The sequence below is a fragment of the Streptomyces sp. AHU1 genome, assembly GCF_045343905.1.
GTDB lineage: Bacteria > Actinomycetota > Actinomycetes > Streptomycetales > Streptomycetaceae > Streptomyces > Streptomyces triticiradicis.
Map to the genome: position 1 here is coordinate 5,957,322 of NZ_CP174283.1, position 14,461 is coordinate 5,971,782.

14 protein-coding genes are annotated in these 14,461 nt (G+C 71.6%); 7 read left to right on the forward strand and 7 right to left on the reverse strand.

Going from position 1 to position 14,461, the window contains the following annotated elements; translation table 11 throughout:
* Positions 1 to 13: 13 nt before the first annotated feature.
* Positions 14 to 832, reverse strand: a complete 819-nt coding sequence (locus ACICHK_RS26710) for a lysozyme (protein WP_406838859.1) — start codon at positions 830 to 832, stop codon at positions 14 to 16.
* A 297-nt stretch (positions 833 to 1,129) separates the two neighbouring features.
* On the opposite strand from ACICHK_RS26710, the gene ACICHK_RS26715 reads away from it, so the two are divergent.
* A complete protein-coding gene (locus ACICHK_RS26715) occupies positions 1,130 to 1,648 on the forward strand; it encodes a MarR family winged helix-turn-helix transcriptional regulator (protein ID WP_406838860.1) in 519 nt (172 codons plus the stop codon).
* Positions 1,649 to 1,676: 28 nt separating this feature from the next.
* Here the strand turns inward: ACICHK_RS26715 and ACICHK_RS26720 are convergent, their stop codons facing one another.
* Positions 1,677 to 2,465, reverse strand: coding sequence for a protein phosphatase 2C domain-containing protein (locus ACICHK_RS26720; protein WP_406838861.1), 789 nt, complete (start codon positions 2,463 to 2,465; stop codon positions 1,677 to 1,679).
* A gap of 368 nt (positions 2,466 to 2,833) precedes the next feature.
* Here ACICHK_RS26720 and ACICHK_RS26725 point away from each other — a divergent pair, with 368 nt between their 5' ends.
* From ACICHK_RS26725 to ACICHK_RS26745, 5 genes are read left to right on the forward strand one after another with little or no spacing between them, the layout of a single operon-like run.
* Positions 2,834 to 5,914, forward strand: coding sequence for a nitrate- and nitrite sensing domain-containing protein (locus ACICHK_RS26725; RefSeq protein WP_406838862.1), 3,081 nt, complete (start codon positions 2,834 to 2,836; stop codon positions 5,912 to 5,914).
* Positions 5,911 to 6,411: a roadblock/LC7 domain-containing protein gene (locus ACICHK_RS26730; protein WP_406838863.1), complete on the forward strand. Its 501-nt coding sequence runs from the start codon at positions 5,911 to 5,913 to the stop codon at positions 6,409 to 6,411. Before ACICHK_RS26725 ends, ACICHK_RS26730 begins: the two co-directional genes overlap by 4 nt.
* A complete protein-coding gene (locus tag ACICHK_RS26735) occupies positions 6,411 to 6,821 on the forward strand; it encodes a DUF742 domain-containing protein (RefSeq protein ID WP_151474172.1) in 411 nt (136 codons plus the stop codon). Before ACICHK_RS26730 ends, ACICHK_RS26735 begins: the two co-directional genes overlap by 1 nt.
* Complete coding sequence (locus tag ACICHK_RS26740; protein ID WP_151474171.1) at positions 6,802 to 7,464, forward strand: ATP/GTP-binding protein; 663 nt, start codon at positions 6,802 to 6,804, stop codon at positions 7,462 to 7,464. Before ACICHK_RS26735 ends, ACICHK_RS26740 begins: the two co-directional genes overlap by 20 nt.
* A 34-nt stretch (positions 7,465 to 7,498) precedes the next feature.
* Positions 7,499 to 8,761: a styrene monooxygenase/indole monooxygenase family protein gene (locus ACICHK_RS26745; protein WP_406838864.1), complete on the forward strand. Its 1,263-nt coding sequence runs from the start codon at positions 7,499 to 7,501 to the stop codon at positions 8,759 to 8,761.
* Here ACICHK_RS26745 and ACICHK_RS26750 read toward each other — a convergent pair.
* From ACICHK_RS26750 to ACICHK_RS26765, 4 genes are all read right to left on the reverse strand, one after another.
* Complete coding sequence (locus ACICHK_RS26750; RefSeq protein WP_406838865.1) at positions 8,725 to 9,870, reverse strand: NlpC/P60 family protein; 1,146 nt, start codon at positions 9,868 to 9,870, stop codon at positions 8,725 to 8,727. The two genes, ACICHK_RS26745 and ACICHK_RS26750, sit on opposite strands and share 37 nt — an antisense overlap.
* Before the next feature lie 108 nt (positions 9,871 to 9,978).
* Positions 9,979 to 10,311 (reverse strand): hypothetical protein, encoded by a 333-nt coding sequence (locus tag ACICHK_RS26755; RefSeq protein ID WP_192582789.1) that lies wholly within the window; start codon positions 10,309 to 10,311, stop codon positions 9,979 to 9,981.
* On the reverse strand, positions 10,292 to 11,017 hold the full coding sequence (locus ACICHK_RS26760; RefSeq protein WP_406838866.1) for a TetR/AcrR family transcriptional regulator: 726 nt from the start codon (positions 11,015 to 11,017) through the stop codon (positions 10,292 to 10,294). The genes ACICHK_RS26755 and ACICHK_RS26760 overlap by 20 nt, the downstream gene beginning before the upstream one ends.
* Before the next feature lie 363 nt (positions 11,018 to 11,380).
* Positions 11,381 to 12,310 (reverse strand): diiron oxygenase, encoded by a 930-nt coding sequence (locus tag ACICHK_RS26765; RefSeq protein WP_151474166.1) that lies wholly within the window; start codon positions 12,308 to 12,310, stop codon positions 11,381 to 11,383.
* Between the two features lie 140 nt (positions 12,311 to 12,450).
* Here ACICHK_RS26765 and ACICHK_RS26770 point away from each other — a divergent pair, with 140 nt between their 5' ends.
* The gene (locus ACICHK_RS26770) at positions 12,451 to 13,560 is read left to right on the forward strand and encodes a ferritin-like domain-containing protein (protein WP_406838867.1); all 1,110 of its coding nucleotides are present in this window, start codon (positions 12,451 to 12,453) and stop codon (positions 13,558 to 13,560) included.
* A gap of 301 nt (positions 13,561 to 13,861) precedes the next feature.
* Here ACICHK_RS26770 and ACICHK_RS26775 read toward each other — a convergent pair whose 3' ends face one another.
* Positions 13,862 to 14,365, reverse strand: a complete 504-nt coding sequence (locus tag ACICHK_RS26775) for a DUF3291 domain-containing protein (RefSeq protein WP_406838868.1) — start codon at positions 14,363 to 14,365, stop codon at positions 13,862 to 13,864.
* Positions 14,366 to 14,461: the final 96 nt, after the last annotated feature.

Here is a 14,461-nt window from a genome sequence, read left to right on the forward strand (position 1 = left end):
GGCCGTTCGGCCCTCAGCCGTTGGCCAGCGCCTTCACCCGGTCGAGCGCTCCGTTGAACTTGTCGTGGTCCCCGACCGTCGGTCCCGACGACGTGTACTGCCACATCGTGTAGTAGCCCCAGCCCGCCGGCAGCGTCCCCGGGTCGGAGGCGTAGCGCGCGATCCACAGGGGGTTGGACGAGGCGAAGCCGCCGTAGTTGCCGGTGCACTGCGTCCACCAGCTCGCGGCCGTGTAGATCACCGCGTCACGGCCGGTCCTGGCCCTGTACTGGTTGAGGAAGCTGCCGATCCAGCTGACCATCGCGCTCTGCGTCTTGCCGTAGCAGGCGGCCCCGTACGGGTTCCACTCGATGTCGAGCGTGCCGGGCAGCGTTCTGCCGTCGCCGGACCAGCCGCCGCCGTGGTCGACGAAGTAGTTGGCCTGGGTGGCGCCGGTCGTGGTGTCCGGGGTGGCGAAGTGGTACGACCCGCGGATCATGCCGATGTTGTAGGCGCCGTTGTACTGCTGGGCGAAGTACGGGTTCGTGTAGTACGTCCCCTCGCTCGCCTTGGTGTAGGCCCATCTGACCCCGCTGTTCCACAGCGTCGACCAGGCGACGTTGCCCTGGTAGCCGGCGACGTCCACGCCTTCGGTCTGGGTGGCGTCACCGGTGGACGGCGTCCCGCCCTGGCCGTCGTGGGCGGCGACCCCCATGCCCATCCGGGCGGAGCCCCGGGCGGGGGTGTCGGCCGCGGAGGAGGGGAGGGCGGGGAGGAGGGAGAAGGCGGCGAGCAGGGCTCCCACCGCGAGTGCCCGCAGACAGCGGGCCGTTCCGGATCTGTGCACGGACATGTGCGTGCCTCCGAGGGGCGATGGAGCTCCGGGGCTCGGGGGAACCCGGTGGAGCTCGGTGGGGGGAGAGCGCGGGCACGCGTGCCGATAGGGGGAGCGGACCGTTCTCGGCCCGGAGTGGCGTGCGCATGCCAGCAGATAAGTGTCCGATAAAGAAGCTACGCACGTAGACGACGGCGTGGAAGAGGGGTCGGAGGCTGCCGTTGGTCTACGCCTGCGAAATACTGGCGGAGCTGCGGCAACGGCGAGTTCTGGCAGAAACTTTCAGGATCGGGAAACCGGGTCAGGGGTGCTGACGTGCACGAGGGCGGAAACGACGGCGGACGTCCGGTCGAATCCGGTGTGTCGGGAAATGGTGTGGACCGGCCCGCGGCACCTGGTGGTGCGGAGCGCGAGTTCCTCTCCCTGGAGCGCGAGTTGACGGTCTTCCTGCGCCGCGCCCGCGCCAACCAGGGGGAGATGGCCCGCGAGGTCCATCCGGACCTGGAGTCCGCCGCGTACGGACTCCTCGTCCGTCTCGAGGAGTGCGGCCGCCAGCGCGCCACGGAACTCGCCGCCTACATCGGCGTCGGCAAGGCCACGATGTCCCGGCAGCTGCGCGCCCTGGAGGAGCTGGGCCTGGTCGCCCGCGAACCCGACCCCGCCGACGGCCGCGCCTGGCTCGTCCATCTCACCGACGAGGGCCGCGGCCGTGTCTCCAGCGTCCGCGAGGCCCGCCGCGCCCGCTACGTCCGCCAACTCGCCCACTGGGACCAGAACGAGGTCGCGGAACTCGCCCGGCTGCTGAACCAGCTGAACCGCGGCATGGAGAAGTAGCCCCGGCCCGGCCGCCGGCCGCGCCCCCTCACAGCTCCACGAACACCACCGAGGCGTCGTCGTGCGGCTTGCCCCGCCGGACCCCCGGCCGCTCCGCCGCCTCCGTGCGCTCCAGACGCCGTACGCGCTCGACGAGCGAGGCGGACCCCTCCTCGCGCACGAGGGCGAACAGCTCGCTCCAGTCGCCCGCGTGGAATCTCTCCACCCAGCGGCCGGCGCCGTCCGTGAGGGCCGTCAGGGCGCGGACCGAGGACCGGGGGAGCGTGCCCGTCACCGCGCGCGAGGCCACCGAGGGGTCCGCGGCCGCCGTGAAGAAGCCGCCCTCCATGTTGCGGACGGTGGCGTCGGCGACGGCGTCCGAGACGAGGGCGGTGCGGGGAAGCAGGGAGAGGCGGTCGTCCAGCAGGGCGGTGACCTCGCCGCCGGGCGACTCCACCAGCAGGGCCGAGTCCGAGAGGACCAGGTACTCGACCTCCGAGGGGGACCACCGCGCGAGGACCACGGTTGCCTGAGGCGTGCGCGGGTGAGAAAGGTCACAGGTGTCGGCATGTGCGTCGGCGACGCGGCGAATCGCCCTCGACAGGACCTCCGTCAGGGGTAAATCCCCTTGCGAAACGGACAGTTCGGTCAGCGCTCCGCCCAGCCGCGCGGAGAACCAGGGGACCGGATGCAGACAGCCGTACCCGTCCCGGGGCGGGGTCACCCCGTCGAGCACGACCAGCGAACCGCCCTGTCCTGAAGCTGAAAGCCCGACCGATGCGAAGTCCTCATTGGGGCGGCCCGGGTCTCCGGGCTCCGACACGAGTTCGCTGCGCATTCCGCCAGTCTGCACGAGCCCTTCACGAGGGCGCGGAAGGCCGCCGCGGAACGTCCGACGTGCGCTCCGGCGGTCAGGACGCCGGGTTTGGCACGGAATGATCGACTCCGGCAAAACGTGGCGGCGAATACTGCCAAAGCCCGTCCCGGACGTCCAACCGGCCCGCTGTGCGGGCCCCCCGCGGGCGCCCCGAAGACTTGCTCGCCAACTCCCCTCCGATGTTCACTCCTTCGGGTGGCGGGTCAGATGATGCGGGACCACTGCCCACCGGCACTGGGAGGGTCGGGAGCCGTACCGGGCGTACGCCTCGATTGACGGGACGTCACCCGGGCCCCAAATGGGTACACGAGTCAGGAATGCGAGCACCGGTGCAGAAGACGCGGCCGAGGCGCACAGGCAAGAAGACGGCCTCCAACTCCACAGAGGGTGGCGCCGTCGGCGACGCCACCGGCTCCACGGGCCGGGGCAGGACCGCCCACGTACGCAACCGGCTGATCGTGGCCGTGGCGGTCGTCGCGGCCGCCATCGCCGGAGCCGGCGCGCCCATGGTGCTGTCCGCCTCACAGCAACTGAACGACTCCCAGAATCTGGTGACGCTCGCCCAGCGCACCCAGCAGGCGCTGACCCTGGCGCACGCGCTGGCCGACGAGCGCGACGAGGTCACCTCCTACGTCGCCGCGGGCAGGCCCAAGGCCAAGGCGCCCTCCGAGCAGCGCAGCGCCCTGGTCGACCGGCAGGTCGACGAGCTGCGCGCGGACGCGGACGCCCCCGCCGCGCTGCTGGAGGACCTCGACGGCATCGCGGCGCTCAGGCGGGCGGCGCTCACCGGGAAGAGCTCCGCCCTGGAAGCGCACCAGGCGTACTCCGGGACCATCGCCGAGCTCCACGCGCTCGCCGAGGACCTGGCCGACCGGATGCCGCCGCGCGCGGGCTCCGGCGCGCACGCCCTCGCCGAGCTGGACACCGCCGTCCAGCAGTCCGCCGCGGCCCGCGGGCTGCTCCTGGCGGCCCTCGGCGTCCCGCACACCACCCAGAGCGTCTACAACCCGGTCACGGGCCTGACGTCCACCACGAACGTCTCGTCGCCGGCCGACGCCAAGCAGCGCGACGCGCTGAGCGCCGCCGCCCAGCAGGCGCGCCTGCGCTCCGACGCGGCGATCGCGGACTTCCGCGAGACCGCGCCCAAGCAGGCCGCGACGTCGTACGACTCCACGGTCACCGGCCCCGACGTCGCCTCCGCGGACAAGTACCTGGCGAACCTCACCGGGCAGCCCAAGCTCTCCGACTCCGCGCTCGGCACCGACGCCAAGAAGCTCGGCGCCGCGCTGTCCGCCCGGATCGACCTGATGCGCGGCGCCGAGGCCTCCCTCAACGACCACCGCACCAAGGACCTCGAGAAGCTGCGGGACGACGACGTCACCGCGCTGGAGCTCCGCGTCACCCTCCTCGGCGTCCTGATGCTCGTCGCGGCCGGCATGACGACGGGCATGGCCCGCAGCCTCACCCGGCCGCTCGCCGTCCTGCGCCTCGGCTCGGCCCGGCTCGCCGCCGACCCGGCCGCCGGGGAACCGATCAGGTTCACCGGCCGCAACGACGAGTTCGCCCAGGTCGTCCGCTCCGTCAACGCCCTGCACGCCCACGCGACCGGCCTGCACGAGCGGATCACCACCCTCGAGGCCGACCGCAAGCACCTCGTGGGCCAGCGCCAGCAGATGGCCGACGAGCGCGACCGGCTGCGCGGCGAGCTCGCCGAGGCGGCGGCGCACCTGGAGCAGGTGCGCGGCACCATCCACAGCACCTTCGTCAACCTCGCGCTGCGCACCCTCGGCCTCGTCGAGCGGCAGCTCGGCGTCATCGAGGGCCTGGAGGAGCGCGAGCAGGACCCCGACCGCCTCTCCACCCTCTTCAAGCTCGACCACTTCGCCACCGTCATGCGGCGGCACAGCGAGAACCTCCTCGTCCTCGCGGGCGCCGAACACGTCCAGCACCACGCGCACCCGGTCCCGCTCGTCGACGTCGCCCGGGCCTCGGTCAGCGAGATCGAACGGTACGAACGGGTACGGATCGCCGCGCTGCCCCCGCACGCGCACATCGCCGGGTTCGCCGCCGACGACATCAGCCACCTGCTGGCCGAACTCCTGGAGAACGCCACCTCCTTCTCGCCGCCCGACGTGCCCGTCGAGGTCTCCGGCTGGCTGCTGGAGAGCGGCGACGTGATGCTCTCCGTGCAGGACGAGGGCATCGGCATGACCGACGAACGGATGAGGCACCTCAACGCCCGCCTCACCGAGTTCGACCCCGAGGACACGTACGACCAGGAGAGCGGCGAGGGACTCGGGCTCGGCCTGTACGTCGTGGCCCGGCTCGCCCACCGGCACGGCGTACGGGTGAAGCTGCGCGAGCAGAAGCAGGGCGGGGTGGCCGCCGTGGTCGTCCTCCCGAAGGCGCTGCTCGCCGCCGCACCGACGTCGACCGTCCCCACCTCCGTCCGGATCGTCGGCGGAGCCCCCGCCGTGACCCTGCCGGGCGCCGACGCCGAGGCCAACTCCAACGTGCTGCGCGGCCGTTCGGTCCTGCGCGCCTCGCTGTCGGCCCCGGCCGGCGGCGAGGACCCGCTGATCGCGGCGGCCGAGGCGGCCGTACAGGAGTCCGGTTCCGAACCGGAGACGGACCCCGGGCAGGCGCAGGCCCCCGAGTCCGGGCAGGCGCCGGCCTCCGAGTCCGGGCAGGCCGCGCCGGCCCCGGTCATCCCGGCCCCCCGGGAGCCCGAGCCGGCCGCGGAGCCGGAGCCCACGTCCGAGACGACGATGGAACTGCTGCTCCCGGAGCTCGCCCCGGAAGTCCCCGCACCGGACGCCCCCGCGTCGGAGACCACCGGCCCGGACGCGGCTGCCGGCGAGCCCTCCGGTGCGACCGGTGCGCCCGCCCCCGAGACGGCCGGAGCCCCCGTGGATCCGGCCCCCGCCGCCGAGGCCTCCTCCCGTCCGGACGGACCGGCCGGTGAGCCCGCCCCCGCGGCGGACCCGTCCGCGGCCCCGGCCGCCGAGGCGCCCGCGAAGGCCCCGGCCGCCGCCGACCCCTACGCCATCGGACCCGACCACCACGAGCGGGTCCCCGACGAGCAGCCCAGGCTCACCGACAAGGGCCTGCCCAAACGCACGCCGAAGATCTCCGCCCCCGCCGCCGCACCGCGGCCCCGCGTGGGCGGCGTGGACGCCGACGCCCTGCGCCGCAGGCTCGGCGGGTTCCACCGGGGAGCGATCGAAGGCCGCCGCGACGTGGAGGCCGAGATCGCCGAACGGACGGGCGAGACCCCCACGCCCGATGGACAGGCCCCGGCGGCCCCCACACCAGCACACACGCCCGCAGGACCCGCGCCCACCGCGCACCGGACCGACGCGCAGGACGTAGAAGCATCGGGGGGCACAGTCGAGGAGGCAAGCAGTTGACCGCGACCAGTACCTTCGGCCTGAGCAGCGAAGCACGTAACCTGCACTGGCTGCTGACCAATCTCGTCGAGGAGGTGCCCGGCCTCCAGTCGGTCGCGGTCGTCTCCTCCGACGGCCTGCTCCTGCTCTCCTCCGACCCCGGCCACAACGCCGAGGCGAGGACGGCCGACACCACCAGGCCGAAGGGCCCCAAGGGCTCCGCGGCCGACCTCGCCACCATCGTCTCCGGCATCGGCAGCCTCACCCTCGGCGCCGCCAAGCTGATGGACAACGGCGGCGTCAAGCAGACCATGGTCGCGATGGACGAGGGCAGCCTCTTCGTCATGGCGATCAGCGACGGTTCGCTCCTCGGGGTGCACGGCTCCGCGGACTGCGACATGAGCGTGGTGGCGTACCACATGGCGCTCTTCGTGGGCCGGGCCGGACACGTCCTGACCCCCGAGCTGCGCATCGAGCTCCGGAAATCCCTAGAGGCCGACGCGTCCGGGAGCGCCTGATGACCGTGTCGAACGGCGTCAAGAAGCTCCCGGTCCGCGGCGGCGACCGCAAGCCCGCCCGGGTCCGCCCCTACTCGCTCACCGGCGGACGGACGCGCTTCGGCCACGTCCTGCTGGTGGAGACGTTCGTGGCCGCGCTGGACGCCCCCGAGGCGCGCAAGGAGCTGACCGGGGGCTCGCTCACCGCCCGGGTCATGCCCGAGATGCGGGCCATCGTCGAGCTCTGCCGCCGGATGCGTACGGTGGCGGAGATCGCCGCCCTCCTCAGGATGCCGCTCGGAGTGGTCCGAGTGCTCCTGAGCGACCTGGCGGACCAGGGAAAGATCCGTGTGTACGGAACAGGACACGGCCCGGGGCAGCCGGACCGTGCCCTGCTGGAAAGGGTACTGAGTGGACTCCGTCGTCTCTGACGCCGAAGCCGGCGTCGTCTCCGACGCCGAACCTGGCGTCACCCCCCTCCTCGACGAAGAGGAGAACCTGCAGGCCTGGCAGACGGACCGCACGCGCGCGCCGATCGCCACGAAGATAGTGGTGGCCGGCGGCTTCGGCGTCGGCAAGACCACCCTCGTCACGTCCGTCTCGGAGATCACGCCCCTCCAGACGGAGGCGCTGATGACCCAGGCCAGCGAGGAGACCGACGACCTCACGGGTACGCCGGACAAGCTGACCACCACCGTGGCCATGGACTTCGGGCGCATCACGCTCGACGACGACCTGGTGCTCTACCTCTTCGGCACGCCCGGCCAGCAGCGGTTCTGGTTCATGTGGGACGACCTGGTGCGCGGCGCGATCGGCGCGGTGGTCCTCGCCGACACCCGCCGCCTCTCGGACTGCTTCCCGGCGCTCGACTACTTCGAGAGCTGCGGACTGCCGTACGTCGTCGCCGTCAACCACTTCGACGGCAGCGACGTGTACGAGCCGGACGACGTGCGCGAGGCCCTCACCGTTCCCTCGCACATACCTGTCATGATCATGGACGCGCGCCGCCGGATCTCGGTCGTCGAGACCCTGCTCGCGCTCGTCGGCCACGCACTCGAAGTCAGCCCCGAGTAAACGGGGCCCCCGAGGACTGGGAGAAGCAACCCGCATGCGGAAGATACTCGTCGTCGGAGCCGGCCAGTCCGGACTCCAGCTCGCCCTCGGACTCCAGTCGCACGGGTACGAGGTCACCCTGATGTCGAACCGGACGGCGGACGAGATCCGTTCCGGCCGGGTCATGTCGACGCAGTGCATGTTCGACACGGCGCTCCAGCACGAGCGCGACCTCCAGCTGAACTTCTGGGAGTCCCAGGCCCCGAAGATCGAAGGACTCGGTGTCTCGGTGGCCGCCCCCGGCTCCTTCGACCCGGGCCCCTCGCAGCGCGCCATCGACTGGGTCGGCAAGCTCGACGGATACGCGCAGTCGGTCGACCAGCGGGTCAAGATGGCCGGCTGGATGGAGACGTTCGCACAGCGCGGCGGCCAGCTGGTCATCCACGGCGCCGCGGTCTCCGACCTCGACTACTTCTCCCGCGCGTACGACCTGGTGCTCGTCTCGGCGGGCAAGGGCGAACTCGTCTCGATGTTCGGCCGTGACGCCGACCGCTCCCCGTACACCGAGCCGCAGCGCGCCCTCGCGGTGTCCTACGTGCACGGCCTGGGCCCGCGGCCGGAGCACCCGGACTACGACGCGGTCCGCTGCAACCTGGTCCCCGGCGTCGGCGAGCTGTTCATCATGCCGACCCTCACCACCTCGGGCCGCGCCGACATCCTCTTCTGGGAGGGCATACCCGGCGGCCCGCTCGACGTGTTCAACGGCGTGAAGGACCCCGCCGAGCACCTCTCCCTGACCCTGGAACTCATGGAGCGGTTCACGCCCTGGGAGTACGCGCGCGCCACGAACGTCGAACTCACCGACGCGGGCGGCACGTTGTCCGGGCGGTACGCCCCCACCGTCCGCAACCCGATCGGCCGCCTCCCCGGCGGCGGACTGGTCCTCGGCGTCGCCGACGTCGTCGTGGCCAACGACCCGATCACCGGCCAGGGCTCCAACTCGGCCTCCAAGTGCGCCGCCGCCTACCTCGCCTCGATCGTCGAACAGGGCGACAAGCCCTTCGACGAGGAGTGGATGCAGGCGACCTTCGACCGCTACTGGGACACCGCGCAGCACGTCACCAAGTGGACGAACGCCATGCTGGGCGTCCCCCCGGAGCACGTCCTCAACCTCATCGGAGCCGCGGGCCAGCTCCCTCCCGTGGCCGACCGCTTCGCCAACGGTTTCGACAACCCGGCGGACTTCGAGAACTTCTTCTTCGACCCCGAGAAGACGAACGCCTACCTGGCCTCGGTGACCGGGGCGGCGGAGGCGTAGCCCTCGTCGGATCCCTCCGCGGCGTCCTCGGGGAGCTCCAGCGGCGTGTAGTGCCGCAGGGGCTCCCCGCCCGGGTCCGGGCGCACGGCGCCCAGCAGCGGGTTCGCCGCGATGGGGGACACCTTGATCCTCGTCCCGGGCCGCGGCGCCTGCACCACCATCCCGTTGCCGAGGTAGAGGGCGACGTGCGTGGCCTCGGGGAAGTAGACCACCAGATCGCCGGGACGCAGTTCGTCCAGCGGGACTCTCGGAAGCTCGGCCCACTGCTCCTGGCTGGTGCGCGGGATGGACCGGCCGGCCCGCTTCCAGGCCCGTGACGTCAGCCCCGAGCAGTCGTAGGCCTTCGGTCCCTCCGCGCCCCACTCGTAGGGCTTCCCGATCTGCTCGACGGCGTAGCGCAGCGCCTCCTCGCCCTCCCGCGTGGGCGGACGCACACTGTTGAGGGCACCGGACGCCATGACCTTCTCCTGCGCCGCGGCCGTTCCCGACCGCTCGGCCCGGTCCAGTTCGGCGATCTGGTCCGCGGTCAGCGAGGCGAGCAGCCGCTGGACGTCGTCCAGGCGCTCGCGCACCTCGTCCCGCTCCTTCTTCTGCCGTTCGGCCAGCGCGAGTTGCCCGTCCAGCGCCTTGCGGGCCGCACGCGCGAGCGCGTCGGTCCGCTTCTCGCCGCCCGCCACCCGCCGCACGGTCGCGGCCCGCTCCAGCGACAACTGTCCGATCAGGTGCCCCTGGTCGAGGGCGTGCTGCGGATCCCGGGCGAGCAGCAGCCGTACGTACGGGGAGATCTCGTCCCCGCTCTGGTACTGCTGCCGGGCCAGCCGTCCGGCGGCGCCCCGGCTGTCCTCCAGCGACAGGCGGGCCCTGGCGAGCCGGGCGTCGAGCCGGGCGACCTCCGCCCGCTGCTCCTTCAGCTTCTCGGCGGTCCCGTTGTACGTCTCGGTGGCGCGTTCGGCGTCCCGGTACAGCCGCTGAAGGTCCGTCAGCAGGGAAGCCGCGGACCGCTCGGAACCCTGCCCCGGTTCGGGAACGGCCCCCGCGGGTGCGGAGGGAAGCAGCGCCCCGACCGCGACCGCCCCCGTGCAGACCAGACGCAGCAGCCTTCCTGACACAACATCACCTCCGGTGCCGGGGCGGCCCGTCCACCGCCCGTCTCGCACCGCAGGATCGGACCGCCGCGTCCCGTACGCGCGCCGAACGGCCGCTTCGGCCCAAGAACGTCACTCGTCGGCGTTGTTCTCCGGCGTGGCGCCGCCCTTGCGCGGGGACCACGGCAGCTTGAACCGGCGCTCCGACGCGCCGCCCTCGGGGTCGTACTCGTACTTCCACCCCTGGTGGAGCCCGAGCCGCTTGCTCGTCGCGGCCTGGACGCGCCGGTAGACGACCACGGTGGACGGACCGCCGCCGACGCCGGGCACCGGGATCCGGTACGTCTTCGGCGGGTGACCCGTGATCCCGATCAGGACGGGCAGGACGCGCCCGTCCAGCGGACCGCCGACAAAGGGGGTGTCTTCGCTCTTCACCGGACCAGTGTCACAGCAGGTGGGCCGCATTCCCGACAACGGGCAGCACCCGGCGGACCAGCACCCCCGTGACGCCGTCGGGCCGCTCCATCGCGAGCGCCGCCCGGACCACCGCCGCGGTCCCCGGATCGCTCCCGGCGCTCGCCACGAGCGCCGCCACGAACTGCTCGACGAGCCAGTCCCGCAGCTCGTCCAGCGGCGGTTCCTTGTCCTCGTCGAGCCAGATCAGCGAGGCGGCCTCCACGGCCGTGATCCACATCCGCACGGTCATCCGCAGCCGGGGCCCCGGATCCCTCACCACCAGATGATCGAGGATGCGCTCCGCCGCCGCCCTGCGCACCCCGTCGACTATGGCCGTGGTCCGCGAGGTCTCGATGACGCTCCCGCCCTGCAGCAGAGCGCTGAATCCGGCGTCGTGCTGGTCCACGAACGCGAGGTACCGGTCGAGTGCCCGGGAGAGCCGCTCGGTCAGCGGCCCCTCCGCGGGCTCCGCGAAACACTGCTCCAGCTCCTCCGCGGCCGACCGCAGGGCGGCCTCGTACAGCTGCTGCTTGCCGCCCGGGAAGTACCGGTACACGAGCGGCCGCGACACCCCGGCCGCCTCCGCCACGTCGTCCAGCGAGACGTCCTCGGGCGCCCGCTGGGCGAACAGGGACAGCGCGGCTTCGAGCAACTGGCTGCGCCGTTCCTCGACACTGAGCCGACGGTAAGCGGGGGCGGAAGCCTGCGAGGTCATGCCGGGCAGCGTAACCGCCCACCCGCACGGACCCTCGTACCCCGGACAACGACCGGCCAGGCCGCCCCGCCCCGGCGGCTGCCGTACGACGCGCATGCCCGGCCGCCCCCTGCGGCGCCGGCCACGTACCCCCCGCGGCCGCCGTACGACGCGAGGGGCCGTGCCGGTACATCGAATGCCCGCAGGCCGGACGGATCGGCACCCACGCTCACCTCGAAACCCCGGGGTGATCCGTCCGGATGCGGGCGGATGTACCGGCACGGCCCCGCCCCACAACGCACCGGCGCCCCGGGGCGGACCGCTCCCCGCCCCGGGACCCCGGCCGAATCCGGCACCAGGCGCCCCAGGGCGGACCGCCCCACCTCAGGCCAGCAGCCCCGACGACCTCCACAGCCGCCGCCCCGCCCCCCGCAGCACCCCGATCTCGTCCAGGAAGTCCGTCAGCTTCTTGGCCCCGGTCTGCATCACGTCCCGCCGATGCCCACTGGCCTTGACCTGGGCCATGGCCTCACGCTTGTCGAGCCCGACGTTCGTGTAGACCTCGGGATTGACGAAGGCCACCGAGAACACCCGCGCGAACTCGCCCGAGGTGACCCGCGTGAACTCCTGCGACCACCGCGGAGCGGTCAGCATCTGACGCCGCAACTCCTCCCGGGCGTACCGGACGTGCCGCGCCTCCTCCACCACGTGGATCCGCGTGACCCCCCGGACGAGGGTCTGCACCCGCTCGTCCGGGAACGTCAGCCGCTGCATCCAGTCGAGGACCTCCTCGCCGAGCAGCGTCGCCGTGAAGGATCCCGGAGTGGTCGAGATGGTCTTGAACAGCCGCCCGATGTTCAGATGCGCCCGGCTCACCGGGTAGTACGGCGTGCCCCCGCGCGCGATCAGCCGCGCGAACATCTTCGAGTGCCGGCACTCGTCCTCGATCTCGGTCAGCGCGTACCGCACGTGCGCGCTCGTGGCCGCCTTGTCGTAGATGTGCCGCACCAGCAGCTGTATCAGGATGATCTCGAACCAGATGCCCAGCGAGGCCAGCGCCGCCGCCTCGTGCTGGGACAGCGCGATCCGCTGCTCCTCGCCCATCTTCCGCCACAGCGGGGTGTCGTACAGCGACACCAGCTCGGGCGGCCAGAACCACTTGCCCTCCTCGAAGGGCGCGTCCCAGTCGAGCTCCTTGTCGGGGTCGAAGGAATGCTTGGCGGAGGAGTCGAGGAGGCGCTCGGCCACCTGCTCCCGGTCCTTGAGCAGACCGAGCGCGTCACGGAGCACATCGGCTTCGGGCACCGTCGTCATGGCTGTTCCCACCTCGTCGTACGGGATCACTTCAGGGGTTACCGGCGGTCACGACTTATGAGACTGCTTGTCAGCAAGCTCGTCAATCCCCTGTGCCGGACTTGTTGACGACACGTCTACTCCATGTGAGCCTGCGAGGTATGCCGACGCATGAGCTGTACGCCGCGGATTCGGGAGATTCCCTCTGGCAGGTACCGGCCTCGGGGGCGGCCCGCTTCAACTGGGAGTACGACGACGGTCGTGACCGGCTGCTCGCCCTCTACCAGAAGGGCAAGGACAAGCAGTGGGACGGCCAGAAGCGCATCGACTGGAGTCTGGAGGTCGACCCCGAGGACCCGCTCGGCACCCCGGACGAGGCACTGACCCTGTACGGCACCCCGTACTGGGCGAAGATGACCGACCGCGACAAGGGCGAGCTGCGCAAGCACTACGCGTCGTGGCAGTTCAGCCAGTTCCTGCACGGCGAACAGGGAGCGATGGTCTGCGCCGCGCGGATCGTGGAGTCGGTCCCCGACCTCGACGCCAAGTTCTACTCGGCCACGCAGACCATGGACGAGGCCCGGCACGCGGAGGTCTATTCCCGCTTCCTGCACGAGAAGATCGGGATGCTCTACCCGATCAACGACAACCTCCGGGCCCTCCTCGGCGACACCCTCCGCGACGCCCGATGGGACATGCCCTACCTGGGCATGCAGGTCCTGATCGAAGGCCTGGCGCTGGCCGCCTTCGGGATGATCAGGGACACCACCGACCAGCCACTGCCGAAGCAGATCCTGTCCTACGTGATGCAGGACGAGGCCCGCCACGTCGCCTTCGGCCGCCTGGCCCTGCGCGACTACTACAAGCAGCTCTCCGACGCCGAACTCCGCGAACGCGAGGAGTTCGTGATCGAGGGCTGCTACCTGATGCGGGACAGGCTGCGCGGGGTCGAGGTCCTGGAGAACTTCGGGATACCCAGGACGGAAGCCGAGGAGTTCAGCGAGAACTCCGAATTCCTGCACCTGTTCCGCCAGTTGCTCTTCAGTCGCATAGTGCCGTGCGTCAAGGACATCGGCCTGTGGGGCGAACGCCTCCAGCGGGCCTATGTGGACATGGGCGTGTTCGAGATGGGCAACTCCAACCTCGACCTCCTGATGGCACAGGACGAGGAGATGGCCGAACGACTGGACGCGGAACGCTTCGCGGCCGAGGAACGAGAACGCGTGACGGAGATCGAGACCACGATCGAAGAGGGCCGCGAAGCCCGGTGACCCCGGAACCCCCCGCCCCCCGCCCTCACCTCCCATCCCCGTACCCCGGGATTCCCCGCACCCCGGGATCCCACCGGAAACAGCCTCCCCGCCCCGCCCCGACCCCGACCCTGGCCCCGACCCCGACCCCGACCCCGACCCCGACCCGGGATGATCACCCCATGCCCCCGTCGATCACCCCGGACCGAGCCGGCCCAGGCCTTCGCGCCCGGCTTCGACGCGGTGGCCGTCGACCGGCTGAGCCGCAGGGAAGCGGTGCCCGGAAACACCGGCTGATCCGCTTCCCCCGGCACGACCACGGCTACCGGACCAGTACTTCGGACCCCGGACGTCCGGAGTCGTCCGCCGCTCCCGGGGGGAAGGAGGTCCGCAGGTTGAAGGCGTACGGGGTGGGGCCGTGTTCCCGCAGGTGCAGCAGGCGGGACTCGGCCTCCGGGACCGTGGGACGGTGGCCGGCCGGCACCCACCACAGGGCGGTCGCCGCCTCCTCCAGCCGCTCGAACCATTCACGCCTCCGAGCCAGCAGCTCGCGGTGCCGGCCCTGGTACATGAACGCCGTCAGAGCGTTCGTGTCGCGCCAGGTGGACATGTTGATTATCATCCACGCGTCGCCGAGTACACGGATGTCCGTGGCGTCGCCGGAGTCGTCCTGCAAGCGCCAGACGAATCCGTCCGCCGCGTCCGCGATGGCGTTCACGGGTTCGAGGGCTTCCACGAAATCCTTCAACTGAGGGGAATCCAAAGGGGCTTTGAGACGGGCGATGTTGACCTGGGCGAGCTCGAACGAGGCTGTCGACGAAGTCATGACCGAACGGTAGGTCGGCCGCGAGGAAGGACACAGCCCCCGTCTCACGGAGTGAGCGACACGAAGCGAACCCGGAAGGGCGCCACGAGACGGGGC

What these genes read in the sequence shown, in the direction of transcription:
- ACICHK_RS26710 (WP_406838859.1), bottom strand. Translation starts at nt 832, where the DNA reads ATGTCCGTGCACAGATCCGGAACGGCCCGCTGTCTGCGGGCACTCGCG.
- ACICHK_RS26720 (WP_406838861.1), bottom strand. Translation starts at nt 2,465, where the DNA reads ATGCGCAGCGAACTCGTGTCGGAGCCCGGAGACCCGGGCCGCCCCAAT.
- ACICHK_RS26735 (WP_151474172.1), top strand. Translation starts at nt 6,411, where the DNA reads ATGACCGTGTCGAACGGCGTCAAGAAGCTCCCGGTCCGCGGCGGCGAC.
- ACICHK_RS26745 (WP_406838864.1), top strand. Translation starts at nt 7,499, where the DNA reads ATGCGGAAGATACTCGTCGTCGGAGCCGGCCAGTCCGGACTCCAGCTC.
- ACICHK_RS26755 (WP_192582789.1), bottom strand. Translation starts at nt 10,311, where the DNA reads ATGCGGCCCACCTGCTGTGACACTGGTCCGGTGAAGAGCGAAGACACC.
- ACICHK_RS26760 (WP_406838866.1), bottom strand. Translation starts at nt 11,017, where the DNA reads ATGACCTCGCAGGCTTCCGCCCCCGCTTACCGTCGGCTCAGTGTCGAG.
- ACICHK_RS26765 (WP_151474166.1), bottom strand. Translation starts at nt 12,310, where the DNA reads ATGACGACGGTGCCCGAAGCCGATGTGCTCCGTGACGCGCTCGGTCTG.
- ACICHK_RS26770 (WP_406838867.1), top strand. Translation starts at nt 12,451, where the DNA reads ATGCCGACGCATGAGCTGTACGCCGCGGATTCGGGAGATTCCCTCTGG.
- ACICHK_RS26775 (WP_406838868.1), bottom strand. Translation starts at nt 14,365, where the DNA reads ATGACTTCGTCGACAGCCTCGTTCGAGCTCGCCCAGGTCAACATCGCC.